Consider the following 24,271-nt stretch of genomic DNA (forward strand, 5'->3'; position numbering starts at 1 on the left):
CGCCCTGAATGCGTGACAAACCGTAGACCCTGGTGCCAAACATAGACGCTCGTCACGCGCGAAAGCGCGGAGGCGGGCAAGCCCGGCAGTAGGCGCGGGGGCACCCCGTCGCTCAGTTGCGCGGCGAATAGCACGGCAGACAGCACCAGCGCGGCAGACCGCTAGCCCGGCAGCGGCTACGCGGCTACCGGCAGCGCTTCCGCGTGCTGACGCAGCGTCGCCTCAACCAGGATCGGCAAGTGGTCTGACATTCCCCGGTCGAGCGTGCGCACGCTCGAAATGTCGAGCCCCGACGAGGTCGCAAAGTCGAAGTGACCCCGGAACATGCGGTACCGAGTGTAGGTGCGCTTGTCGCTCAGGTTCAGTTCGTAGCCGTTCGACCGCATCTCGGTGTCAAGCCGCCCCTTGAATACCGGGTAGTTGTAGTCGCCCACCATGAGCGCGGGTAGCCCCGGCCCGAGATCGCGAAGCCCCTCAAGGGCCGCATGGATCTGGTGACGGCGCAGCGAGTTCAGCGCGGTCAAGGGTGCCGCGTGAAACGACGCGACCACAAAGTCACGCTCCAGTTCGCGGTCGAGGAGCCGCACGCCGAGCAACCGCTCGTGTGCGGGCGAGAGCACCCGGTCATGCAGGGACTTCTTCAACTCAAACGTGCGTGAGGCTCGCGCGTGAAATCGTTCTGACCGCACATACACGGCGAGGCCCAAGCGATTGCGCTCGGTTGCGTGCACGAGGGACATATGCCCGACGTGGGCTGGCAAGGCTACGGCCTCAGCCTCCTGCAGACATAGAACATCAAGTTCGTGATCCTCTGCCAACGCGGCGATCTCTGTCGCGGCGCGGTTCTTACGCAGGTTGTAGCTGATGACCTTCATATTGCCTCCCTAGAGCAGGCTCAACGGTGAGCCTCAAGGCGAATTGACCCGCCTCAAGACTCACCATACGCCCAATCCCTTGGCGAGAGATGAATCGTGCAAAAACCTTAGGGCATCCGCACGAGACGTACTTCAAGCGTGCCGATCAGCATGCGCTCAGTCGTGCCACGCTCGTGCCCCGCCTCAAGCGCCACGGTCGCCCCGGTCTCATCGATCAGCGCCACACCGTTCGTCGAGTGCAGGTCTTCGATGGTCCAGACTTCACCCGTGCGGCGCAAACGCACGTGCGACTTCGACAACGTACGCGTCGGATCGTTGATCTTCAGCACCTCGTAGGCGCCCGCCGGCTCGGGCTTGCGCCCCACCACTACGTCGTGCCCACGCAACTCCATAAGTTCGCCGTCGGGCAGCTCGAGCCCCCAGCGCGTCTCACGTCGCACGACCACTGTCTGGTCGTCCTCTTCAAAATCATCTTCCGTGCCAGCGGTAGCGAAAGAAGCCCGTGCCGGATCCGCCGGTGCAAATGACCCCGGCGAGACCGGCGCGGTCTCGGTGCCCATCTGCACGCCCGCAGCAGCCGGCTGCACGGCAGTCGGCGGTGCGACCACCGGCGGCACGGCTACGGCCGGAGCGGCAACAACTGGAGCTGCAACGATTGGTGCGGCAACAACTGGAGCAGCAATTGGCTGCTGCACGGGCGCAACGGGCTGCCCCGTCGTCGGCGCGTCAGCCGGCGACGGCACCACATCGTCCAGCTGCGGGGCCGGCCAGGAGAACGGCTGCTGCGCGACAGGAGCACCCAGCGGAGTTGCGTTCGGTGCTTGGGTGCCCTCCGCGGCGAGCCGTTCGTAGGCGCCCTCAGTCGTGTTGCTGAAGCCCCAGCCGTTCTGGCCCTGGGCGGGGGGACTCGGAACCGCAGGAACCGCCGGGTCGGCAATGTATTGATCGGGCGACACCGCGGGAGCAACCGGCGATTCTTGGCTTACTGGGGTGCTTGCCCCACCGGGGGCATTGGCCGCCGCAGGAGCGTTCGCAGCTTCGGGGGCATCACCGTTCACCGGAGGTGCAAACACCGAGCGCTGCATATGCGCTTCGCCCTGAGGCTGGAAGCCCTGAAGCTGGAACCCCTGCTGCTGGAACCCCTGCTGCTGGAACCCCTGCTGCTCAAATCCCTGGGGCACGAACCCAAGCTGTTCAAACTCGGTACCGGGGGTACCGCCTTCGACGGACTGCGGGGCCTGGACCTGGGCGGACTGTTCCGGCTGCGGCATCTGAGGTACCTGAGTCGACTGGGCCTGGGGAACCTGCAGCTGGTAACCCTGCGGTGCAGCACCCTGAGGAGCCACGGGCTGCGGAGCCATATGCTGAGGCGCGAAACTCTGCTGAGCAAATACGGGTGCCTGCTGCTGCGGAACATTGGCGTGCGGCAGCCCACGCAGCGCGCCGCCCACCGATCCGGCATCGTCCGTGCCAGCAGCCGCGCTGTCGCGAACCGGAGCCCAGTCTGCCGCAGCACCGTAGCGGCCGTCCGTGATGTGCTTCGTGAGCAGCATCGCCCACAGCGGGCCAATCACGACTCCGAGCAGGGTCATCCCTGCACCCTTACCAAACTCGGTATTGATCCGCTGCAACGCGATGATCATCACCACAAGCACGGCAAGCGCACCCAGCCCCGGGACCAGTGCGAGCAGCACTAGCCAACCGGGCATACCGCCTCGCTGAAGCAGCTGCCACTGGTTCCAGACGGGGATCCAGCCCCACGAGCCATTGATCCCCAGAAGCGGAAACAGCTTCGACAGCGACCACAGGTACCAGACGAAGAACGCGATACCCACGACTGACCAGATGCCGCCAATGATGGATAGGGTCGTCCAATCAAGGCCGCCCGGTACGGGCGGATTAAGGTCCTGGAGCAGGTGCATGTTTCCATCCTTGTTCTGTTGCACGCGATGTGCCGCTATAAACTTTGCCACGAATGCGCGCGGGGCGCAGCTTTGCCCCGTGTGTGCGCGTCTAACCCGCGAACGCGAGCATCGCTACGAACCACAATCCAACGCCCGCGACGCACACCGAAGCGGAGTATCCCACAAGCGTTATCAGGCGAGCACGACGGTCACGACGAGCGAGCGACGGGAGCTGTGCACGCGGATTTGATGCCGCCACTCCCCCTGCCGCAGTCGTTACGGAATCGGGCGAGACATTGGTTGCGATCGGCCGCGGGCCGTAGACGCGCGGCATGAGGTTCGCCGCACGACGCAGCACTCCGCTGCGCGAGGTCGCTGCGGCAGCATCTTGAGAGGCAGCTCCCTGCGCGGCGGTGGCCTGCGCGGCAACTGCCTGCGCGGCCGCATCTGCTGCATGGTCCGGATCCGGCACCGGATCGCCCCGATGATCAGGCCCTGATGCCGCGGGGACGGGCCTAGACTGCGCCCCCGTTGCAGCTGCGTCGGCATCAGCGTTCGCACCGGTATCAGCGCTCGCGCTGGCACCGGCACGCTTCGGACGGACGATCGTCGCGTCGGAGTCGGCCTCCGCATCAGCAAACTTCGACCGCACCACCGTCGCGTCGTCATCAACTTCAGCTTCACCATCAACGCGCATCGGTCGTACCACTGTGGCGTCAGCATCAAACTCGACATCGATCTCATCGACGAGTTCTTCGGCGGGTACGTCGCCCGCCGCGAGCTCTGCTCGCTGATCCTCGGTCATCGTCGCACCGGCCGAGTGACCTCGATCGTGTCGTCAGCAGTAGCGCCGAAGTCCTCGGCGTCCTGCGGGTCGAGCCCAGACACGGTATCGACCACCACCACGGTGACATTGTCGCGACCGCCAGACGCGCAGGCGAGTCGCACAAGCTCCTCCGCCACGGCGTCAGGGCGACCACCCACTGTGAGCACCGCTCGAATCTGTTCGTCACTCACTTCGGTCGTGAGCCCGTCCGAGCACAGCAGCATGCGTGATCCCGTCGTCACCGGAATCAACCAGGCGTCATGCCGGGAGTCCTCAGACCCGAGCGCACGCGTAATCACGTTGCGCGGAGCCGCAGCAGCGTTCGGATTGCCCGAGGCCCGCAGCTCGGCCTGCAACGAGTGATCTAGCGTGAGCTGCATCAACGAAGTGCCCGAGTGTTCGTACACGCGGGAGTCGCCGATGTTGACGACGTACCAGCACGGCTCGCCCGCGTGCTCCACGAGCACGATGCCCGTAAGCGTGCAGCCGGCGCCGCGCTCAGTCTGCTCGGCGATCGCCGACACCGCGCCACGCGCCAGCTCGATCGCGGCATCGACGTCGGCCGGGCGCAGCTTCGTGGTCGACCCGGCGAGCACCTCGAACGCGCGTACTGCTGCGGCACTCGCGAGGTCACCAGCCTCGTGCCCGCCCATGCCGTCAGCAACGAAGAAGACCGGGTGCTGCGCAATCAGGCTGTCCTCATTGACTTTGCGCACCATCCCCACATGGGTACGGGCGGCAGCGTCGAGCACTACCGCGTTCGACGCCAACAGCTCGTGCCGGGCGTGCAGCCCTCCTGGCCGATTCATAGTTCTTCGCTTTCTGGGTCCCGCGCACCGCGACGCCCAATCAATACACCATACGATCGCAACGAGTACTGCGCACGCAATCGTTGCCAGAGCGTCAGACGCGCACGCCGCTCACTACTGTCGGCCTCCACTGAGTCCCACAGCATCGAGACCTGATCAGCTGAGATCGTGCCGGGCGCGAACACGGCCCGGTCGATCTCCCCCGCCGCCCACACCGCTGGGCGAGTTGCCAGCACGGCAGCAACCTCGCTGCGGGTCGCGCGATCCGGCACCTCGACGCCCGTATCGCGCGCGCGATCGACCATCTCGGACCAGGCCCCCAGAGCCTGCAGCTCGGGGTGCACATCGTGCCGGCGGCGGCGCATGCGCAGCCGCTTCGCCACCGGGATGAAGAGCAGTGGCAGCGCCAGCAGCAGTGCCGCCGCGACCGACAGGCCGATCACGCGCAGCAGCGGGCCCAACCAAGCGGCCTGATCCGGATCAACATCGGTCGAGCCGCTCTCGCCCTGCTCACCGAGGCCGATCGGAGGATCGATCTCGCGCACATCGCGCTCCTCAGGCGTGGTGGGGTACTCGGGCATTTGTTCGCCCTCCTCCAACCGCTGAGGGCGCTGCTCGACCTGGGGCGTCACGTCAAAGGCAGCCCATTCGCCGCCGTCGCCGCGCACCTCGACCCATGCCGCAAGCATGTTTCCGGTGCAGTCCTGCTCACACACGGGCACACCCGGTACGCCGTCGCCCACGGTGCGCACGCCGACCACCACGCGGGACTCGTAGCCGAGCGCACGGGCAGCGAGCGCCGCCGCGGTCGCGAACTGCTCGTCATCGCCGATGCCCGCAACGAGCATGGCGGGGGTCGGCTTCTCGCCGGCAGCACGCTGCTGCTGGTTGAGCTGGGCAAACAGGTTCTCCATGCGAGCAAACGAGTGCCCACCCGCGCTCGACTCGAACTTGGTCCCGTATTCCTTCGTGAGTCGCTCAAGCCATGCCTGCTCGCCCTCCCCCGTGGTGAGGGAGTGGCTCAGATAGCCGCGCGCACGCAGCCGCTCGATGAGGGTGTTCAGACCTTCTTCGTCGGCCGACACCTGCTGAGCGGCGACCCACCGGTCGAGTTCGGGAACGGTTTCTAGCTCGATGAGTGGCGCATCAGAAACGGGGCCGCCGAGATTGGCGTTGCTGGTGGCCGTTTCCATTTCGGCGCTGAAGCGGTCGCCCGCGGCCAATCCGAGCGCAGCGCCAGCCTGACCCGAGAACGCGATCGCTCCCCCGGTGTCACGGTTCACGTAGAACCCGTCGGCGAGCGCGTCGGCTCGGGGGCCACCAAAGACCGGCGGCGTACCGAGCGTCGCGGTCGGGGCCCAGATGTCTTGGTACCCCTCCCCGATCGTCACGGTCACCTTGCTCGGCGAGGTGAGCGGCGCGCCACTCGGGAAGCGGGTGAACAGGCCGGCGGTGCCATCGCTGACATGAAAGTCGACGCCGTCATACGCGTCGAGCACGGCAAGACGCATCCGTTCGGGCAGTCCCTTGTCACCATCAACCGAGAAAAACACCTGGTCAATTGTGGTGTCACGCTTGGCGTTACGGTACGACGCGAGCGGGCTCGGCCGGTCGCGCACCACCAGCGCGGGATCAACGGCGTCGCGCGGAACCGCGCGCGCTCCGGTGTCGAACACCGGAGCCAGAAAAGCGCCAGCGGCGAGGCAACCCACGAGAATCAGTGCGCCCACCCCACCTCGCGCAAGCGAACCGCGGCGCACCGGGCTTTCGCCCGCCGCGCGTCCCAGCTTCAGCGCAGCGCGACGATCGCTCCCCGCCGTCCACACGATCCAGACGGCGGCGGCCAGCGCAATGCACAGCCACAGCAGGGTCTCGCGCGGGGCGGCGATCGAGAGCGGGCCGAGGCTGAGCGACGCGCTCACGTCTGCCGAGCCGAAGACCGTGCCGAAGGCGACAGGCAGCAGCATCGGCGCCGCCGCGAACTCGGCCACGCGGCGCGAACGCCCCGACAGCAGCATGATCAGCACCACGGAGACGAGCGCCACCAGGTAAAAGGGCACGAGCACCGTGCGATAGGTGCCCACGGGCAGGGTCAACGTGAGCAGCTGCTTCCACCCGAGCGCCACCGCGGCAAGGCCGTCGATGAGGCCCGAGAGGAAGCCGGCGTTGAGGGACTGCGGCACCGCGACGGGCACCACTGTCACCACGAACGCGCCCAGCAACACGGCGATCACGATAGGAGGCGACAGCCGCCACTGATCGCGCGCCCAGGACACCGCGACTCCGAGCACGAGCGCGACAAGCGCGACGAGCCACAGCCAGGGGGTGCGATAAATCGGTTGCGCGGCGAGTACGCCCAGCGAGAGCGCGACCATCGACGCCGCGATACCGGCGATCCGGTGGCGCACCGCGCTCGAGCGCACAGCGCCCGGCAACCCGGGCCCCGCGCTCACAGTCCGCTCCGAAGCATGAGCTGCGGCAGGTCACCGAGCGCGCCCGCAGTAAACATGGTGAGCGGGTCAATTCGCTGGGCACGCGGCTCCGCGTGCAGCACACACCGCACCGCGAGCAGGTGCACGTCGGCCCCAAATGAGGTGGCCGCGCGGCGCAGGCGTAGTTGATCCGGCATCGAACCCGTCACGATCGCGACGATCGATAGCGGGCGCGATGAGTGCGCGAGTCCGTGGGCGAGCGCCTCGAACGGCAGCCCCTCGGGCGCCTGTTCGAGTTCGGCCCAAGCGTTGAGCAGCTGTTGCGGGTCGCGCGACGGCAGCTCCTCGAGCCCGTCAATGCTCGGCCGCACGCGGCCCGGAGCCCAGGCCGAGGCGACGTAGCGTTCGCGCCCCTCGCGTACCGCCTGCAGCGACAGCGACGCGGCAATGCTCACCGCGAGCTCGAACTCTTCATCGCTCTGGTATTCCTCGCGCCGCGCGTCAAACAGCACGGCCACGCGGGCGGTCTGCGACTCCTCGTACTGACGCACCATGAGCGTGCCGGTCTTCGCCGTCGATTTCCAGTGCACATGGCGCATTGCGTCGCCGCGGGCGTACTCGCGCACCGCATAGAACGACAGGTCTGAATCGGTGAGGCGGCGGCTTGCGCTGCCCTCGAGGTCGCGCACGAGGCCCGCCGTGTGCGGCGGCAGCATCGCCGTCGCGGGGTGCACGTGCACAAGGTGCTTCTCGGGCCAGGTCACTTCGCGCCGCACGAGCCCGATGGGATCCTGGCGTGCGATCGTGAGCGGGCCGACCCGGATCACGCCACGCGTGGGCGTGGGGATCGTAATCGGCAGTTCGAGCGAGACTCCCGGGCCCACGAAGGGGATCGTGATTTCGCGCAGCGCCGGGCCCACCGGCAGCTCGGCCACCGCGGGCATCACGGGGCGCGCGCTGTGGTTGCTGATGAGCAGGCGCACATTGACTTCGCCGCCCGCAACCACGTTCTGGCGATCGATTTCGATGCCCACGTGGTAGGCCCGGTTGCCCAACAGGAAAGGCAGCGCAATGAGCAGCGCGAGGCCGCCCGCGATCGCGATAAACCAGGCCTCAACCCAGGCCGAGGTTGCCCCGAGCACCGCACAGGTCACCGTCAGCGCGAGTACGAACCAGCCGAGCGTGGTGACGGACTGCGTCGTCGCCCGCCAGCCCTTGCGCAGCTGGAGACGTGCGCGCCGCCACCAGCGTTGCGCACTCAGCTTCCGACGCTGAGTCTGGCTGAGGCGCGCCGACGTGCGGGTGTCCCCAAAGCGAGTCGTCGTGCCGCGGGTCCCGTGAGTCCCTCGGGTGCCGACGGTCCCCCGAGTACCGCGGGTCGCATTGGTCCCCCCGGTGCCTCTTGTGCCACCCGCGCGCGTCTTGAAGAGACGGCTGCGGGTGTGGTGCTCTGCGCTCACGCGGTGCCGTTCTCCTGCGGGATCGGGGTGTCGAGCAGAATCTGGCCAATCACGACCTCTGCGGTTACGCCGTCGAACTCGGCTTCAGCCTCGAGCACGATGCGGTGTGCAAGCACCGAGGTGGCAAGCTCGCGCACATCGTCGGGGGTGACGTAGTTGCGGCCAGCCACGAGGGCCCAGGCGGCCGACATGCGGGCGAGGCCAAGGGCACCGCGCACGCTGGCACCCAGGCGGACCTCGCTCGCGCGGCGGCTCGCCTCGACGAGGCGCGTGATGTACTCGGCGATCAGCGGGCTGATGTACACGGAGCGCACGAACTGCTGCAGCTGCGTGAGCGAACCGACGTTCATGACAGTGGGTACCTCGGGAGTGTGCGTCACCTGCTGCAGAATGCGCATCATGGCGGCGTCATCGGGGTAGCCGATCGACGTCTTGATCATGAAGCGGTCGAGCTGCGCCTCGGGCAGGCGGTAGGTGCCGGCCTGCTCGACGGGGTTCTGGGTCGCGATCACGAGGAACGGGTTACTCACCGGGTGAGTGCGGCCGTCAACGGTGACCTGCTGCTCCTCCATGACCTCGAGCAGCGCCGACTGAGTCTTGGGGCTCGCGCGGTTGATCTCGTCCGCGAGCACCACGTTGGCGAAGATGGGCCCGGCGTGAAACTCGAACACTCCCTGCTTCTGGTCGTACACGGTGATGCCGGTAACGTCGCCGGGCAGCAGGTCGGGCGTGAACTGGATGCGCGATGAGGTGCCGTGCATCGACTTCGCGAGTGCTCGGGCGAGCGCGGTCTTGCCGGTGCCGGGAACGTCCTCAAGCAACACGTGTCCGCCCGCGATCGCGGTGGCGAGCACCAGCTCGATGACGCGCCGTTTGCCCTGAATCGCGACCTCGATCGCGTCGGCGGCGGTGCGCACTGCGTCGCTCGCCCACCGCGCGCGATCGTCAGTGAGAGGGCCCTCGGCATCAACCGTGAGGTTCGGCATTTGTGTCATTCGAGTTCCAATCTGATGGATCTAGTGCTGGTGAAGTGCTGGAGTGTCGTGCTGAGCGCGTGCTGGCGGCGTACGCGGCCGGGCTGCTAGGGGCCCGCGGTTCCGGATCCGCCTGCGGCGCTGCCGGGCAGGCTGCCGCCCGACGTGTTGCCGACGGCGGCTGATTCGGAGGCTCCGTCGGCGCTGGCATTGGCGTCTGCATCGGTGCCGGTTGCTGGCGGATCTGGCCGTTCGCAGATGACACCAGCGAAGCTCACCGAGTCTCTTGCCCCGCTGGGCCAGCTCACGATGACGTCCTTCAGAGCGTCCTGGTCTTGCGTGAAGCTGAGCTGCCCGCCCGGTGCACCGACCGTTGAGAATACTGCCGCGAGCGAGCTCTCGCTCGGAGGCTCAGTGTCTGACACCCAGGCCACGCACGAGCCGGGGTTTCTCGAGATGGAGAACGGCTCCAGGCTGCCCACAGCAGGCCTGACGGTGCCATCATCTGAGCAGTTCTGGTGCCCCGCCAAGCCTGACGGGCACTGTTTCACCGTTGCCGTAGGCGAGCCGGGTGCGATCGTGAAGGGTGACACGTCGCCTGTGGGCTCAGGGGTCCAGTTGATCTTGCCAGCGTTCCAAACGTACGAGCTGCCGTTCAACGTTCCCTTCTGCTCGACGGTGTACGTTCCGTTGATCGCGGGCAACTGCTTGCCAGTCGTGATGGCGCCGGTCGTCACCGGGCCGGCCCTGCCATAGTCGTTGCTCGCGCACACCGCCCCTTCAAAGGACAGGTTTGGCTTGAGACCAGTACCCGTTTCGCTGCTGCCGGTGCAACCAACGCCGGACCCTGCTGGCCCGAGACCGTAGCTGAGCTTCACCGGGTCGCTGCTCGCGCTGTTCCAGCCGGAGGTCTGAAACTCCCAGCCAGTATTGTCGTTACCGGTGACGGCAAGCGAAGCACTCCCTGTCGACGGCGCACCGATTGGCGTCACCGCAGTGCTGTTCGAGGTTCCGCGACCACCATCTCCGCCCGAATAGGCCGGTGGAATCAGCGTTGCGTCGTCGACCGAGATCACGCTAAACGTATGGTTCCGCGTCGGCAAGGTGTAGATACCGTCTGTCGCTATTGGCACTTCGCCGCCGTCGATGGAAAGCACGTTCCCCGCTGCGCTGCTCGCACCGATCTTGACGCGCACCTTTCCGGTGCCCGAATCTGTGTTGTCCCCCCAGGGCACGGTAGCGGATTCAATCGTCGGAGGCTTGGGTGGCGAGTATGCCCAGGTCTCTGCACCGTTGGCCGACTGGTCTGAATCGCCGACCTCGTTCACCGCGCGGGCGAAATAGGTGCGCTTGTCACCGGGGGTCAGCCCCGACACGGTGCAGCTAGCCTGCCCGCCCTCGAGTGAACAGCTGCCCACCGAGCCACCGCCCTCGGTCACCAGCTCGACGCCGGTCGTCGCGGGGTGTGACGTCTCAGTGCTGAGAGCCACAGACAGCTTGACGCTGCTCGATCCGGCATCGACCGGGGTGACACCCACCGGGGGGCGCGGGACGCCGCGCGCATCGAGCTCGATCGTGCCGGTGCCCACGCGCTTCTGCGCGTCGCGCACCGTGTAGGAAGCGGTGCACTTGCCGCCAGCCCCCTTCGCGCCGTTCGGCCAGGCGACGTTGACGCCGTCCCCAGCTACCGCCATCGTTCCGTAGGCCGCACAGGAACTGCCGTCGATCGACTCGACTTTCAGGCCGCCGCCGCTCTTGCCCTGGAAGGGGTCGTATTCGCCGGGAGCCCCGATGAGCTGCGTCTGGCACGCGCTGCCCACCGTGCAGGCCAGCTGCACAGTTGCGCCGCGCGGAGTGTCCTTGGCTGCTTGGCCGACGCGCAGAGTGAGTGGTGCTTGGCTCTCGCCGGCACCGGTCACCGTCACCGTCGCGGGATCCTCGGCACCGGGCAGCGCATCGGCGCGCGCCGTGACCGTCACCTGGGACCCGCCGGGGCTGATCTCAAAGTTCGCACCGCCGCCAGCGACGGCGAACTGCAGGTCGCCGGGGCGGCCATTGCGCTGCCCCTGCCACTGCACCATGTCGACGAGGTTGATCGTCTCCGACGCACCCGGTGCAATGGTGCGAGTGAGCGGTTCGAGCTCGGCCACCGGCTCCTTGGGCACGATCTGCACGGGAACCGAGAGCAGCGTCCACGCCTTCTGCTCGGTGAGCTTGACCGACACGAGGCACGTATCAACCCATGGCTCGCCCTTGCCAGCGTTGTAGCTCAGCGACGTCTTCGAGCTTGCCGAGCAGACCGCCTGGCCGCGTTGGGTGGGAAACCCGCCTGTCTTGAACTCAGCGTGGTCGTTGGGGCCCAGGTCGATCAGGTCGGTGAGCGCGGCGTCGCGAGACTTGCCCTCGTCCACCTTGAGCGGGGCGAGCGCCGGCACGAGGGTGAGCCGCAGCTCGTCGAGCGGGGGAATCACGAGGAAGCCGAAACTCTCGACCTTTTTGCCGGTCACATCGGTGCCCGCGAGTTTGAACGGCACCATGTCGCCCTCTGCCCGGTACTTGCCCGAAATCTTCTTGCCGTTTACCTCAAACCGCTTGGCCGCGCTGCCCCATACCGACAGTTTGAGGGCAGCGGCATCGCCGGTGGCCCAGTACACTCGGTCGGTCACGACGTCGACGCCGCCGCTTTCGAGCTCCGCACGGTCGCGGGCCGAGAGCACGGTGTCGCGCACCGTGGGGGCTTGCTGGCCGACGCGAGCCGAGACCTGCACGACGATGAGTCCGTCTGCGGTGCTCGAAGATTCCGAGGAACGCACCGTGTAGCGGTACGAAACGGTGCCCGGCTCCGGGCTGCTCTTGACCTTGATCCGGCCCTTCTTGATCTCGGACGTATCGAGGCGCGCCTTGAGCGCGCGGTACTCGGCAGAGTCCTCACCACCCGGAACGTTCGGCACCACCTCTACGATGCTGAGTTCGCCGCCCGTCGGGTCGAGATCGTTCTCCAGTGGCGACACCACTGCCGGATCCTTTGCCCCCTGCACGAGGCGCACGTAGTCGCTGTAGGTGATCGGCGCCCCGGTCGACCTCGCGCTATCGGTCACGATGATGCGCAGGCTGCCCTGCCCCTCACCGCCAAAATCGTCGCGGACCGTATACTTCACGGTCTGCACGCCAGCCTTTGCCTTCGTCGAGGCCTCCACGCTGATCGCCGAGCTTCGCGGCACGATCGTCGCGGTCAGCTGGGCGTTGCCCGGCGCATCCACGCTCACAAGCCGCACCCGGTCGCCATCGGGGTCAACCCCCGAGAGCGGTACCACCACGTTGCTGGTCTCGCCCGGTGCCATGCGCACCGTCAACGAGGTCGGCGACGGGTCACGATTGCCGTCGCTCGGGAGCACGGTGACGTGCACCTGGCCTACGTCGCTCGCCTCGGGCGAGCTCGCACCGTAGGTCGTGTAGCTCAGCGTGTACTGACCGGGCTCCTTCGGCGCGAGGTACCGCAGCGTATTGCCCGACGCGAACGCGAGTTCGCCCTTCGTACCCGAGCCGCTGATTTCGGGGTGCAGCACCAGCCGCTGACCCGGCGAAGACACATCGTTGTCGAGCACGGAAATATCAGCGACGGCACCCGCACGCACGGTCGCGTTGTCGGCGACCGCGATCGCCCCGGTGTCGGTCTGCTCGGGCACCTGGAACACGGTCATGCGGCCGACCGCGGTGTCCGCGCCCTCGGCGACTGTCACGTCGACGGCGCCGATGCGCCCGGGTGCCCCGTCGGGGGTGCTGCCCGAGACGCGCACGTTGGCGTACTCAATGACATCTGCACGCAGCTCACCATCGACGGTCTGCGCGCCCTGCACCACGAGGGCGCGGCTATTGGCTCCCGGCACGGCATCGAGCACGTCGACGGTCGTGTCAGCGAGCGGCCGAACAAACGCGCGCAGCGGTGGAAGGGCGAGCTTGGCGTGCGACGGCACTGCGCTCACTCGCATCAGCCCGGTGGTCTCCTGCTTCGTGCCGCTGTCTCGCACGGTCAGGGCGACCAGCGTCTGGCCGGCCTGCTCTGCGCGCACGCTGACCGCACCGCCTGCCCCCATCGAGACCTGGGCGGTGCCGTTCTGCACGCTGGCGTCTACGAGCGTGTATGAGCCGGATCCACCGGTCACCCGCGCGAGCGGCCGAACCGTGACCGACTGCCCAACCTCGACGGTGGTAGCGATCGGGCTGAGCTCAGCTTTCGCGTTGGAGCGTACCTGCACGACCAGGTCACGATCGCTCGCCTTGCCGTGCGCATCCTCGACGCGCACACGCACCGCGACCTCTCCACCGTTGGCGTTCGGATCCAGGTGGCGCACCGCGAGGCGTCCGTCGGCGGTGACGAGCGCACGGACCGGGTCCTCGGCGTCGACCGGCGTCGCCGAGGAGAGCATGATCGGGTCGCCCTCGGGGTCAACCCAGCCCTCGAGAATCGGCAACACCAGGGTGCCGCCCGGCGCGAGCTCGGGAGACGGCCAGGGGCGTTGGCAGCCTTCAACCGGGCACCATGCGGGGGCCGTGTTCACGGTATCGGCGATGACGGTGAGCTTCACCTGGGCCGGGTCTGACGTGTTGACGCCGTCGCTGATCCGGTAGCTAAACGTCGCACTTCCGGTGGCGCCCTTCGCCGGGGTAAACGCGATCGTCTGTCCGTCGGGCATCATCGAGACCGCGCCGAACTTGGCGCTGAGGTCGCTCCCGAGGCCCTCGGGGTCAATCGTGAGCACGTCCTTGCGGTTCGGATCGTAGTCGTTGAGCAGCACCGGCAGCGGGGCCGGCTCATTCGCGCGCACCCCGAAGTCGTCGTCGACCGCGACGGGCGGCTCCTGCTCGGTGACATCGGCCACGACGACGGTGCCGTCGCGTTCCTTGGGCGGGTTCGCGAGCGTCCACTGCTCCACGGGAATGAGGCGTCCCTCGGGCACCGTCCACAGCATGCCCGTCTTCACTTCAGACAGCAGCGCCGTTGAGCCGTTCGTACGAAACACCAAATCGGGGTCACCCGGCATTTTGACGCTCGTGTCGACATCGAGCTCGAGCACTTCGTCGCCGCCACGCCACATGCTGGCACCAGCGGTGCTCACCCATGCCGCGTACTGCTTATTGCCGACCGAGACCGGTTGTGCCGCCGTACCGGAGGCCTGAACGATGCGTGTGGCTTCGTCGCCGGTCACGCGCCAGAGCCCCTCGCCATCGGCAACCAGCACACCGCTGCCCTCGCTCTTCAGACTCGAGGCCTGCAGCTTGGGAGTCGCATCGAGCGGCAGCGAAACGGCTTTCGATGATCCGGATCGCCACAGATTGGGGCCGTTGAGCGCAGCCCAGCTCCCATCGACGATCGTGAGCTGCAGATCATCGGGGGTGATGTCCTCGGGGATCTGCTCGACACCCACGAACTCGGCACGCTCGATCGAGTACCAGCGCAGCTCTTGCGCTGCGGCCGACAGCACCGCGACGCGACCTTCGGCGTCGATCGCCGCAGCATCGGCGACGAACTTTCGCGGCTCCTCGCCCGTCTCAGTCTCACCCGCGAACGGGTCGATCAGGCTGAGATCAACGCCTGCAGTGCCCGTCTCGTCAGTAAGCTCGCCGACATAAACCTCGCCGGACTCAGTGCGCACCAGCAGCTGCTTGCCCGCCGAGATCACATCGCGGGTGCCGTCTGGCATGCGGTCCGCCTGCACACCGCTCGCGCCCTCTGTGGGGTTCGCGACCGTCTCAACCTCGGCACCTTCGGTCGGTTTGTCGTTCTTCGCCTTTGGGGTCTGCTTGTCCTTGGCGGATTCAGCCCCCGCTTCGCCCTCGCCGCCCGCATTCTCAACGAGATCCTGTGGCAGCATGGCGTCAATCGGCCAAGCCCGGCCGTTACCGTGGCTGAGCACCACGCCCGCGGCACCCGCCTGCACGATTCCGCTGGGGTCATCGACCGAACGCACCGTGTCGATCTCGGCTGTCAGTGTGTTGACCCTGGCGTATTGGCCCGACGAGCGCATCGCCCAGACAGAGGGCTCCTCGCGCGGCGCCTCCCGTGCGTCGTAGCCGGCGGCTACCACCGCGATCGTGCCAATCATGGCGAGTGCCGCGACGCCCGACACCCAGGTGATGAGGCGCGAACGCTTGGTTTGACCGGCCAACTAGAGCCCTCCCATAAGTGCCACAACAACACCAGCGACCGCGAGCACTGCGACTCCCGCGCCCACACCGATCAGCGCGGGCTTCATGGCACCGCCCCCAGATGATCCGGCGCGCTTGCGCGTGCGCGTGCGGTCCGCAGGAGCAGCCGCGAGGGCCGCCCGCTTTGCAGCCCGCCCGTTCGGCTGCACCGAAGAAATCGTTGGCCCGCGCACGCCCTGCACCGTCGTCGCCGGGGTCACCCAGGTCGACGAGACGACGTCGAGCGGCGTGACGTCGATCCCGTAGTGGCGCTGCAGCTGCTGCATGGCTAGGCCCAGCTCGTGCATGGATCCGAAGCGCTGCGCCGGATCCTTGGCGACCGCCCGCGACATCACGCTGTCGAAGGCCTCGTACCCTTGAGCACCGGGAACCGGAGTGTACTTCGCGCGCGAAATTCGCGCCATCAGCTCGTGGTCCGTGCCCTTCTTCGTGGCGCGTCCAAACGGGGGCTGGCCCGCCGCAAACGTGTACAGTGTGGCGCCCAACGCCCAGATCTCACTTGCAATCGTGCCACTCGTGGCGCCGGTGACGACCTCGGGGGCAGCCCACGGGATCGACATTGCGCGGTCCGTGTACTCGCCACGCATCTGGCCGCGCAGTGACACGATGCCAAAGTCAGCGAGCAGTGGCCGGCCAGTCGTGGCACGCAGCACGTTCGAGGGCTTGATGTCGCGGTGCAGCACGCCAGACTGGTGGGCGGTCTCGAGCGCGCCCGCGAGACGTACGCCTGCGTCGAGCACCTCGGCCAACGGCACCACGGAACCCGTGGAGCGCGTGCGGAAGGACTCTGGGCAGTACTCCATCGCGATGAACGGGTGGCCGTCGCTCGACACGCTCGCCATATAGATGGAGACGATGGAGGGGTGGCTCGAGAGCCGGGCCATTGCGTCGGCTTCAGCGTCGAAGGCTGCGCGCCCGTGCGCATCGGCCACGCCGTCCTTGAGGACCTTAATTGCGACCACCCGACGAGGCATGTCTTGCTCGTACTGGTAGACGTGGGCGAACCCGCCAGACCCCAGGGGTCGCACGTAGTTGAATCCAGAGATCTGTGGGCGCGTACGCGCGCCAGAACTACTCGTCACTCTGCTTCCCCTCGCAAACTGGCGTATTTCGATACGGTCTCCATGTTAGACGACTGTGAGGGAGCTAAGCACCACTCCCCCAACAGGGTGTGCGCGTTCGGTTGCTTGTTCCTGGCGCGAAGACGCCGAACCACACAGCACACTCCATACAAAGCAAAATCGCCCCGGCCGAATCGGCCGGGGCGATTTTAGAACGTCTTAGAGACCCGAAACGTCCATGGGGATGCCGGGACCGAAGGTGGTCGAAACGACACCCTTGGTCACGTACTTACCCTTGGACGACGAGGGCTTCAGACGCGTGATCTCTTCGAGAACCGAAGCGATGTTGTCGTTGAGCTGCTCAGCCGTGAACGATGCCTTGCCAACAATGAAGTGCACGTTTGCGTGCTTGTCGACGCGGAACTCGATCTTGCCACCCTTGATCTCGGTGACAGCCTTAGCGGTGTCGGGGGTGACGGTGCCGGTCTTGGGGTTCGGCATCAGACCACGGGGGCCCAGTACCTTACCGAGACGGCCAACCTTGCCCATGAGCTCGGGGGTCGAGACAGCCGAATCGAAGTCGGTGTAGCCAGCGGCTACCTTCTCGATCAGCTCGTCGCCACCGACCTCGTCAGCGCCAGCAGCGATTGCTGCCTCAGCTGCGGGGCCAACCGCGAACACGATAACGCGTGCGGTCTTACCGGTGCCGTGGGGCAGGTTGACGGTGCCGCGCACCATCTGGTCTGCCTTGCGGGGGTCCACGCCAAGCTTGACTGCAACCTCAACGGTCGAGTCGGTCTTAGCCGAACCGGTCTCCTTGGCCAGGGCTACTGCCTCAGCGGGAGTGTAGAACTTGTCTGCCTGAATCTTCTCAGCAGCGGCGCGGTACGCCTTCGACTTCTGTGCCATGTTCGTACCCTTACTCGACCGTGATGCCCATGGAGCGAGCGGTGCCCGCGATGATCATCGACGCAGCGTCGAGATCGTTTGCGTTCAGATCTGCCTGCTTCTGCTCGGCGATCTGGCGAACCTGCTCAGCGGTAACCTTCGCAACCTTAACGGTGTGCGGGGTGCCCGAACCCTTCTGAACGCCAGCGGCCTTCTTCAGGAGCTCTGCTGCCGGAGGAGTCTTGAGGATGAACGTGAACGAGCGATCCTCGTAGACGGTGATCTCAACGGGCACGACGTTGCCACGCTGCGACTCAGTCGCTGCGTTGTACGCCTTGCAGAACTCCATGATGTTGACGCCGTGCTGACCCAGCGCGGGGCCCACGGGGGGCGCCGGGTTGGCTGCGCCGGCTGAGATCTGAAGCTTGATCAGACCTGTAACCTTCTTGGCCTTTGCCATGATTGTTTCCTTTCGTCGAACGTACGCGGTCGCGCACATTCTCCCGCTTGCCCGGCCGATCCGGGTGGCGGTGTTGTTTGCGGCGCACCGAGGCGCACGCGCAAACTCCATTAGCTTACCTGATCCGGATCAATTGCGCACCTCCCGGTTTCTCGGGCCCTCGGGTCGCGCGCGCAACGCCTCGCGCATGGATCCGGCTTCAAACACGGATTTTCTCGGGATCTGGATGCTTTTGGCGTGATCCATGCGTTTCGCGAGATCCGGATCCCAGCCGAGCGCCCCCGCGCCGCGCGACTTGTCGCCCACAGGCTTGCTCTTCCGGCAACATGCACGAGTTCTCCACAGATGCGGTTTCACTGCCCCAACCGCAAGGCTTCCGACTCACAATCAGAGGATGGATCTCATCAGTGCACTTGCAGCTGAAGACGGGGCGATGCGCTCTGCAACCGCCCTCGCGCTCGGGTTCAGTGACCACACTGTTCGGGTGCTTGTAACTGCAGGGACGGTCACTCGTCCGCGCCGCGGGTGGCTTGCTCTGTCGTCGCTGCACCCAGAACTATTATTCGCGCTGAGCAACGGCGTCGTGCTGAGCTGCGTCAGCGCCGCTCAGTGGCAGGGACTCTGGGTACTGAACCACGATCTTCCCCACGTGTCGGCGCGCGACGGGCAGCACGTACACCCCATCAATGCGCGCGTACACCGCAGACGCCCGCTCAAACCACGCCAACCCGGCCTACTCGTTGATCACCTCGAGAATACCCTCGATCATGTAGCCGCATGTTTGCCCCACGAGGAGGCGCTCGCAATCTGGGATTCAGCGATGCAGAAGAACCTCACCGACTATCAATCGCTCGCGGCACTCCCTTTCAAAGGTCGAGCCCGGGCCGTGCTCGCCGAATGCACACCACTGTCAGACTCGGGGCTCGAGTCGATCTTTCGAACACGCCTACGCTGGCTCAAGATCTCGATCCGACCCCAAGCGTGGGTTCACGGGCACCGTGTCGACTTCCTACTGGGCGACCGGCTCGTCGTGCAGATTGATGGCAAACAGCATGAGGGTGCACAACGCACATCTGACCGAAAGCACGACGCGGACCTCATGAGACGCGGGTACTACGTGATTCGCGTCGGCTACGCGGAGGTCGTGTACGACTGGAACAGCGTGGAGGCTGGAATTCTCGACGCCTACGCCCGGGGTCTGCACCTCACCCGATAGGCAGCAACACCTCTCGACCCTCGAGGCGAGTGCGCCGAGGCCAGCCATCACGCCGGCACGCAACCTCGCGAAAGCCGCGGATCCGGCGAAGAACACGCGCATTCGCGACATCCTCATGCTTTCACCGTGATCCGTGCAGTTCGCGAGATCGTGAGCAACCCAAGATCGCAAGTAGCCCCAGAAACGACAAATGCCCCGCTCCGAAGAGCGAGGCATTTGTAAAAGTCGAAGACTTAGACCATCTTGGTGACCTGGTCGAAGCCGAGCTCCACCGGGGTCTCACGCTCGAACAGCGACACCAGCACGGTGAGCTTGCCCGAAGCGGCGTTGATCTCGCTGATCGTGCCGGGAAGACCCTCGAACGATCCCGACTTGATCGTGATGGTCTCGCCAACCTCGAAGTCGATCTCGATGTTGCCCTGAGCTGCGGCCGATACTGCAGCCTTGCCCTTGCCCGTGCCCGGAACCTGCTCGAGCTCGACGGTGCTCTTGAGCATCTCGAACGCCTCGTTGATGCGCAGCGGCACGGGGTTGTGAGCGTTGCCCACGAAGCCAGTGACACCAGGCGTGTGACGCACAACCGACCAGGTGGTCTCGTTGAGGTTCATACGCACGAGAACGTAACCCGGGATGCGCACGCGGGTGACCATCTTGCGCTGGCCGTTCTTGACCTCCATGACATCTTCCATGGGGACCTGAATCTCGTAGATGTCGTCGACTGCGCCCATCACCTCGCGGCGGTTCCACAGGTTCGACTTCACCTTGCGCTCGTAGCCGGCGTAGGTGTGAATCACGTACCACTTACCGGGGCGGCGACGCAGGTCCTTCTTGAAAGCCTTGAAGGGATCGACCGCCTCGGCCTCTTCCTCGGACTCTTCGTCGACGATGGCGTTGGCAGCAGCCACTGCCTCTTCCTCGGTGTCAATAACGAGAGCGTCTTCAACTGCTTCGTCAGCTACCGGATCGGTCGACTGCACCAGCGCGTCAAGGGCCGCGTCGAGGTTAACCTCGGGGTTGTTGCTGTTCTCGCTGGTCATCTGAAGTGCTTTCCTTAGCTCGAGTGAATCGGGTTGCGCGGGATTAACCGAGTGGCGTACCGAAAATAAATACTGTGACGAACCCAAATACCTGGTCCAGAGCCCAGACAAGAGCCATCATGATCACCACAAAGGCGATAACAACGAGCGTGTAATTGATGAGCTCCTTGCGGGTCGGGGTTACGACCTTCTTGAGCTCTGCAATGACCTGCTGAATGAACAACGCGATGCGGCTAAACAGATTGCGCTTTGCAGCACGATCGGACTTGGCGTGCTCGACAGAGCCGTTGCCTTCCTCGATTTCAGTGCTGCTCACTCGGGTGTCCTTTCATCTGCCCCACCGGGCACGTCGGACGCCCGGCGGGATCTGCAGGGCGGACAGGACTCGAACCTGCAACCTGCGGTTTTGGAGACCGCTGCTCTACCAATTGAGCCACCGCCCTTCGGAAATTGACGCAATTCTACGCCTTCAGGCACAGAAAAGTTTGGTAGACGTCAACTACCTCGAATTACTCTACGCGAATGTTTGCTCGATGTCGAACTGAGCGCGTCAGCCAATTCACCGCCGCGCGTGTCGCTCCAAAGGCCACCAGTAGTACGGGTCCCTGGCCCCGCGCAGAGGAACGCACCCGACTTCGGCGCTATCAGCCCTCTCGACTAGACTTGTAGGGTGACCCAAAACACTCGTCTCTCAAAGAAGATTGCAGCCATCGCTGAGTCCGCCACCCTCAAGGTAGACGGCAAGGCGAAGGCGCTTCAGGCCGAAGGCCGCCCGGTGATTAGCTACGCTGCGGGCGAGCCCGATTTCCCCACCCCGCCCCACATCGTGGACGCGGCGCGTGAGGCTCTCGACAACCCCAAGAACTTCCGCTACACCCCCGCCGTGGGTCTGCCGATCCTGCGCGAGGCGATCGCCCGCAAGACGAAGCGCGATTCGGGTCTTGAGATTGCCCCCAGCCAGGTCATCGTGACCAACGGTGGCAAGCACGCCGTCTACTCGGCGTTCCAGACGATCCTGAACCCGGGTGACGAAGTTATTCTCCCCTCACCCTTCTGGACGAGCTACCCCGAAGAGATCCAGCTCGCCGACGGCGTGCCGGTCCAGGTCTTCGCCGGCGCCGACCAGGGCTACAAGGTCACGGTCGAGCAGCTCGAGGCGGCCCGCACCGACAAGACGAAGGCGCTGCTGTTCTGCTCGCCCTCCAACCCCACCGGCGCCGTCTATTCTCCCGAGGAGACGAAGGCGATCGGCGAGTGGGCACTTGCCCACAACCTCTTCGTTGTGAGCGACGAGATCTACCAGAACCTCACCTATGACGGTGTGCGCGCCGTGTCGATCGTCGAGGCCGTTCCCGCCCTCGCCAACAACACGATCCTCGTCAACGGCGTCGCGAAGACCTTCGCGATGACCGGTTGGCGCATCGGCTGGCTCGCCGGCCCCGCAGACCTCATCAAGGGCGCCGCGAACCTGCAGTCGCACATGACGTCGAACATCAACAACGTTGCGCAGATCGCCGCTGCGGCCGCACTCGACGGTGACCAGGCTCCCATCGAAGAGATGCGTCTCGCGTTCGACCGCCGCCGCAAGCTGATCGTCGAAGAACTCAACAAGGTGCCGGGCTTCCACTGCCCCACCCCCGAGGGCGCGTTCTACGCATACGTCGACGTGACGGCTGCACTCGGCAAGGAGATCGCGGGCACGACGCCCACGAGCTCGCTCGAGCTCGCTGACCTGATCCTCGACAAGGCTGAGGTTGCCGCGGTTCCCGGCGAGGCATTCGGCCCGTCAGGCTACCTGCGCTTCAGCTACGCACTCGGCGACGACGCACTCGTCGAGGGCATCCGCCGCATTCAGGCGCTGCTCGGCGCGTAACTCGCGCTCACCGTCGGGGCCGGTCGAGATTCACTCTCGACCATTCACTCTCGACCGGCCCCGTCTGTTTTTTGGGGGTCGATCGGGAATCCGATCGACCCCCAGCTGCTTTCTGCGTACGGCTCCGATCCGGATCGCTGCCAATCGAAAAGACAGGCCGAACGGTCTGTCTACCCAGGTGTTGCGCACCCAATTAGACTGCTGGAATGGAGATCTCTCAGCGCGCGTCGCGCAGCATCGCGCGCCGTTCCCTGCTGCTCGTGTTGGGTGCCGCCGTCGTGGCTTGGCTGCTGTTCGTTGCGGGCGTCTATGTCGACATGCTCCCCCGGGGTGCCGCCGACGCTTACGCAACGGACGCCGAATCGAGGTCCCCCGAGTTTTCGCGTTACTTCATGTTTGCGGCCGTGGCAGTTCTCGGGCTCGGCTCACTGATCGCCCTCCGTCGCACTTCGGGGCTGCGCGCCCGCGGCGCACAGTCGGCTCTGGTGCGCCCCGTTCAGCTGTTCGCCGGAGGAACCTTGATTGTTGCGGCGTCGATCTCGGCGAGCATCTGCATGGTGCTGTTCTTTGACGGGTTTCTTGGGGGCAGCGGGGCTGCAAGCCCGTTGACCCAAACCGTTGACCTCTACGTTCCCATCGTGCTGCACACCGCCCTGGTGGTGACGCTCGTACTCGCCGGGTTCGTGTTTGTGCCGCGCGGCGGGCCAGTTCCCACGGCCACACCGGCCACAGTGGCGCCCTCGGCTCAGGAATTGGCACAGTCGCCGCACTCAGAGGCTCTGCAGCATTCGACGCCGGTGCAGCATTCGACGCCGCTGCCACATTCGCCGGAGTCGCTTCAGGCCCAGCGCAGCGCAGCGCGCGGTTTTGCTGTGCCCCTCGTGACGGCGTCAGCCGCACTCATTGCGGGACTCATCGTTGCTGACCTCACCGGCTCGGCGACCCAGGTGTGGCTGTGGACCCTCGTACTTGCCGTGATTGGTGGCGGCATCGTCGCCGGCACGATCAGCGCCGCGCGCGCCCTCGCGCAGCAGTCTCATTCCCAGCGGCCTCGCGGAGCCGCCGTGGGGGCCAAGAACCTCAACTTTGTGCTCTCGATCGTGCTGGTAGGCAGCGCGGCGATACTGGCGCTCGGCTATGGCAGTTCAGCAGTCAATGCTTTGACCTCGAGCCCGTGGCTCTCTGTTGGCGTGTTTGAGTCCGGCCCCGGCAACGGTGTGGATGGGGAGCCTCTGACGTGGACGGCCAGCGGCGGCGACCTTGAGCTGGGTACCTCGATCACGGTGACGATGCAGCCAGCGGACATCGAGCTCGACACTGTGGCTGTCGGCAGGGACGGCTGGGGCGATATCTCGGGCACGCTTCCTGCCGAGGACGAACCCGGCGACTATGTGATCGAGGCGCACGCGCTCACCGAGGACGGGCGCGAGCTCAAGGCGTCGGCGTCGTTTGGCCGAAACGCAGACGGCGTGTTCATGAGTGGAGAGTCTGCTGACGCCTACGTCACCGCCCCCGCGCTGGTATCACCGATCTCCGCGCACTGGGTGTTTTCTGACCTACTCCCCGCCGGCCTGCTGCTGCTCATTGCGGCGGCCGTCACGGGCCTTTCGATCACCGCGCGCGCTCGTGAGAGGCAAGCGGTCCCCAGCGTCAGCTGAGGTTCGTCAGCGTTTAGGACTGGTCAGACCGCGCCGGGAACCTGGTCGAGCACCTCGTCGATGCTCTGCTCGGGTCGAAACAGCAACCAGTCGAGGGTCGCCCCAGCGAGCGCCCCAAAGAACGCCGCCCCCGCGGTCTCGGTAATACGTGCCACCTCGGCCGCTGGGGCTCCCCCAGTGGCCCGTGCTGCACGCAGCACGTCGCGGTAGCGCACCGCGACCGAGCCCCGCGCGAGCTGCATCGAATCTGCCCAGGCCCGATCGGTGCGAAACACCTCGGCGGCCATGAGCTTGGCCACGTCCAGGTTTTCGCGCAGGGTCTCGAGTGTGGCCGCAGCCACGGCGCGGGGCGCGTCGGCTGCGGCCGATCCGGCAGCTGCCGAATCGATTGCCGCCGCGAGCCGCGCAAACCCCTCCCGAATCACCTCTTCAAAGATCGCGTCCTTCGACTTGAAGTTGTAATACAGGCTGCCCTTGGCAACGCCGGCGGCCTCCGCGATCTCGTCCATAGATGCGCCGCTGATCCCGTGCTGCGCGGCGACCCGCACCGCCGCCTCGGTGATCAGTTGCTTGGTGCTCACTCGTGCCATG

18 protein-coding genes and 1 tRNA gene are annotated in these 24,271 nt (G+C 65.9%); 3 read left to right on the top strand and 16 right to left on the bottom strand.

Annotated elements, in window-relative coordinates; all coding sequences use genetic code 11:
• Nucleotides 1-176: 176 nt before the first annotated feature.
• The 12 genes from C795_RS0103010 to C795_RS17115 form a co-directional block, all read right to left on the bottom strand.
• Nucleotides 177-875, bottom strand: a complete 699-nt coding sequence (locus tag C795_RS0103010) for an endonuclease/exonuclease/phosphatase family protein (RefSeq protein ID WP_017792280.1) — start codon at nt 873-875, stop codon at nt 177-179.
• Between the two features lie 107 nt (nt 876-982).
• Complete coding sequence (locus C795_RS0103015) at nt 983-2,797, bottom strand: DUF5684 domain-containing protein (RefSeq protein ID WP_026139410.1); 1,815 nt, start codon at nt 2,795-2,797, stop codon at nt 983-985.
• Nucleotides 2,798-2,888: 91 nt separating this feature from the next.
• A complete protein-coding gene (locus C795_RS0103020; RefSeq protein ID WP_017792281.1) occupies nt 2,889-3,584 on the bottom strand; it encodes a hypothetical protein in 696 nt (231 codons plus the stop codon).
• Complete coding sequence (locus tag C795_RS0103025) at nt 3,581-4,414, bottom strand: PP2C family protein-serine/threonine phosphatase (protein ID WP_017792282.1); 834 nt, start codon at nt 4,412-4,414, stop codon at nt 3,581-3,583. The genes C795_RS0103020 and C795_RS0103025 overlap by 4 nt, the downstream gene beginning before the upstream one ends.
• Complete coding sequence (locus C795_RS0103030) at nt 4,411-6,867, bottom strand: DUF3488 domain-containing protein (protein ID WP_017792283.1); 2,457 nt, start codon at nt 6,865-6,867, stop codon at nt 4,411-4,413. The genes C795_RS0103025 and C795_RS0103030 overlap by 4 nt, the downstream gene beginning before the upstream one ends.
• On the bottom strand, nt 6,864-8,306 hold the full coding sequence (locus C795_RS0103035) for a DUF58 domain-containing protein (protein WP_017792284.1): 1,443 nt from the start codon (nt 8,304-8,306) through the stop codon (nt 6,864-6,866). Before C795_RS0103035 ends, C795_RS0103030 begins: the two co-directional genes overlap by 4 nt.
• On the bottom strand, nt 8,303-9,292 hold the full coding sequence (locus C795_RS0103040) for an AAA family ATPase (protein ID WP_017792285.1): 990 nt from the start codon (nt 9,290-9,292) through the stop codon (nt 8,303-8,305). Before C795_RS0103040 ends, C795_RS0103035 begins: the two co-directional genes overlap by 4 nt.
• 95 nt (nt 9,293-9,387) lie before the next feature.
• A complete protein-coding gene (locus tag C795_RS0103045) occupies nt 9,388-15,447 on the bottom strand; it encodes an Ig-like domain-containing protein (protein ID WP_017792286.1) in 6,060 nt (2,019 codons plus the stop codon).
• Nucleotides 15,448-16,569, bottom strand: a complete 1,122-nt coding sequence (locus tag C795_RS0103050) for a serine/threonine-protein kinase (RefSeq protein WP_026139411.1) — start codon at nt 16,567-16,569, stop codon at nt 15,448-15,450. It abuts the gene before it with no gap.
• Between the two features lie 198 nt (nt 16,570-16,767).
• A complete protein-coding gene (gene rplA / locus C795_RS0103055) occupies nt 16,768-17,457 on the bottom strand; it encodes a 50S ribosomal protein L1 (RefSeq protein WP_017792288.1) in 690 nt (229 codons plus the stop codon).
• 10 nt (nt 17,458-17,467) lie between these two features.
• Entirely contained in the window at nt 17,468-17,896 is a 429-nt protein-coding gene (gene rplK, locus C795_RS0103060) for a 50S ribosomal protein L11 (protein ID WP_017792289.1), read from the bottom strand.
• A 129-nt stretch (nt 17,897-18,025) separates the two neighbouring features.
• Nucleotides 18,026-18,202 (bottom strand): hypothetical protein, encoded by a 177-nt coding sequence (locus C795_RS17115; RefSeq protein WP_017792290.1) that lies wholly within the window; start codon nt 18,200-18,202, stop codon nt 18,026-18,028.
• Nucleotides 18,203-18,290: 88 nt separating this feature from the next.
• Here C795_RS17115 and C795_RS0103070 point away from each other — a divergent pair, with 88 nt between their 5' ends.
• The gene (locus tag C795_RS0103070) at nt 18,291-19,112 is read left to right on the top strand and encodes an endonuclease domain-containing protein (protein ID WP_017792291.1); all 822 of its coding nucleotides are present in this window, start codon (nt 18,291-18,293) and stop codon (nt 19,110-19,112) included.
• A gap of 233 nt (nt 19,113-19,345) precedes the next feature.
• Here C795_RS0103070 and nusG read toward each other — a convergent pair whose 3' ends face one another.
• From nusG to C795_RS0103085, 3 genes are all read right to left on the bottom strand, one after another.
• Nucleotides 19,346-20,149, bottom strand: a complete 804-nt coding sequence (gene nusG, locus C795_RS0103075) for a transcription termination/antitermination protein NusG (protein WP_017792292.1) — start codon at nt 20,147-20,149, stop codon at nt 19,346-19,348.
• Nucleotides 20,150-20,192: 43 nt separating this feature from the next.
• Nucleotides 20,193-20,465, bottom strand: a complete 273-nt coding sequence (gene secE / locus C795_RS0103080) for a preprotein translocase subunit SecE (protein WP_017792293.1) — start codon at nt 20,463-20,465, stop codon at nt 20,193-20,195.
• Between the two features lie 54 nt (nt 20,466-20,519).
• A tRNA-Trp gene (locus tag C795_RS0103085) sits at nt 20,520-20,592 on the bottom strand.
• A 227-nt stretch (nt 20,593-20,819) separates the two neighbouring features.
• Here C795_RS0103085 and C795_RS0103090 point away from each other — a divergent pair.
• Nucleotides 20,820-22,022, top strand: a complete 1,203-nt coding sequence (locus C795_RS0103090) for a pyridoxal phosphate-dependent aminotransferase (RefSeq protein WP_017792294.1) — start codon at nt 20,820-20,822, stop codon at nt 22,020-22,022.
• Nucleotides 22,023-22,228: 206 nt separating this feature from the next.
• Nucleotides 22,229-23,680, top strand: coding sequence for a hypothetical protein (locus C795_RS0103095; protein ID WP_017792295.1), 1,452 nt, complete (start codon nt 22,229-22,231; stop codon nt 23,678-23,680).
• Nucleotides 23,681-23,703: 23 nt separating this feature from the next.
• Here C795_RS0103095 and C795_RS0103100 read toward each other — a convergent pair whose 3' ends face one another.
• Entirely contained in the window at nt 23,704-24,270 is a 567-nt protein-coding gene (locus C795_RS0103100) for a TetR/AcrR family transcriptional regulator (RefSeq protein ID WP_017792296.1), read from the bottom strand.
• Between the last annotated feature and the right edge of the window lies 1 nt (nt 24,271).

The organism is Leucobacter salsicius M1-8, assembly GCF_000350525.1.
Classification (GTDB): Bacteria; Actinomycetota; Actinomycetes; order Actinomycetales; family Microbacteriaceae; genus Leucobacter; species Leucobacter salsicius.

Coding starts and splice junctions, on each gene's coding strand:
- C795_RS0103010 (WP_017792280.1), bottom strand. CDS start 875: ATGAAGGTCATCAGCTACAACCTGCGTAAGAACCGCGCCGCGACAGAG.
- C795_RS0103015 (WP_026139410.1), bottom strand. CDS start 2,797: ATGCACCTGCTCCAGGACCTTAATCCGCCCGTACCGGGCGGCCTTGAT.
- C795_RS0103020 (WP_017792281.1), bottom strand. CDS start 3,584: ATGACCGAGGATCAGCGAGCAGAGCTCGCGGCGGGCGACGTACCCGCC.
- C795_RS0103025 (WP_017792282.1), bottom strand. CDS start 4,414: ATGAATCGGCCAGGAGGGCTGCACGCCCGGCACGAGCTGTTGGCGTCG.
- C795_RS0103040 (WP_017792285.1), bottom strand. CDS start 9,292: ATGCCGAACCTCACGGTTGATGCCGAGGGCCCTCTCACTGACGATCGC.
- rplA (WP_017792288.1), bottom strand. CDS start 17,457: ATGGCACAGAAGTCGAAGGCGTACCGCGCCGCTGCTGAGAAGATTCAG.
- rplK (WP_017792289.1), bottom strand. CDS start 17,896: ATGGCAAAGGCCAAGAAGGTTACAGGTCTGATCAAGCTTCAGATCTCA.
- C795_RS0103070 (WP_017792291.1), top strand. CDS start 18,291: ATGGATCTCATCAGTGCACTTGCAGCTGAAGACGGGGCGATGCGCTCT.
- nusG (WP_017792292.1), bottom strand. CDS start 20,149: ATGACCAGCGAGAACAGCAACAACCCCGAGGTTAACCTCGACGCGGCC.
- C795_RS0103095 (WP_017792295.1), top strand. CDS start 22,229: ATGGAGATCTCTCAGCGCGCGTCGCGCAGCATCGCGCGCCGTTCCCTG.
- C795_RS0103100 (WP_017792296.1), bottom strand. CDS start 24,270: ATGGCACGAGTGAGCACCAAGCAACTGATCACCGAGGCGGCGGTGCGG.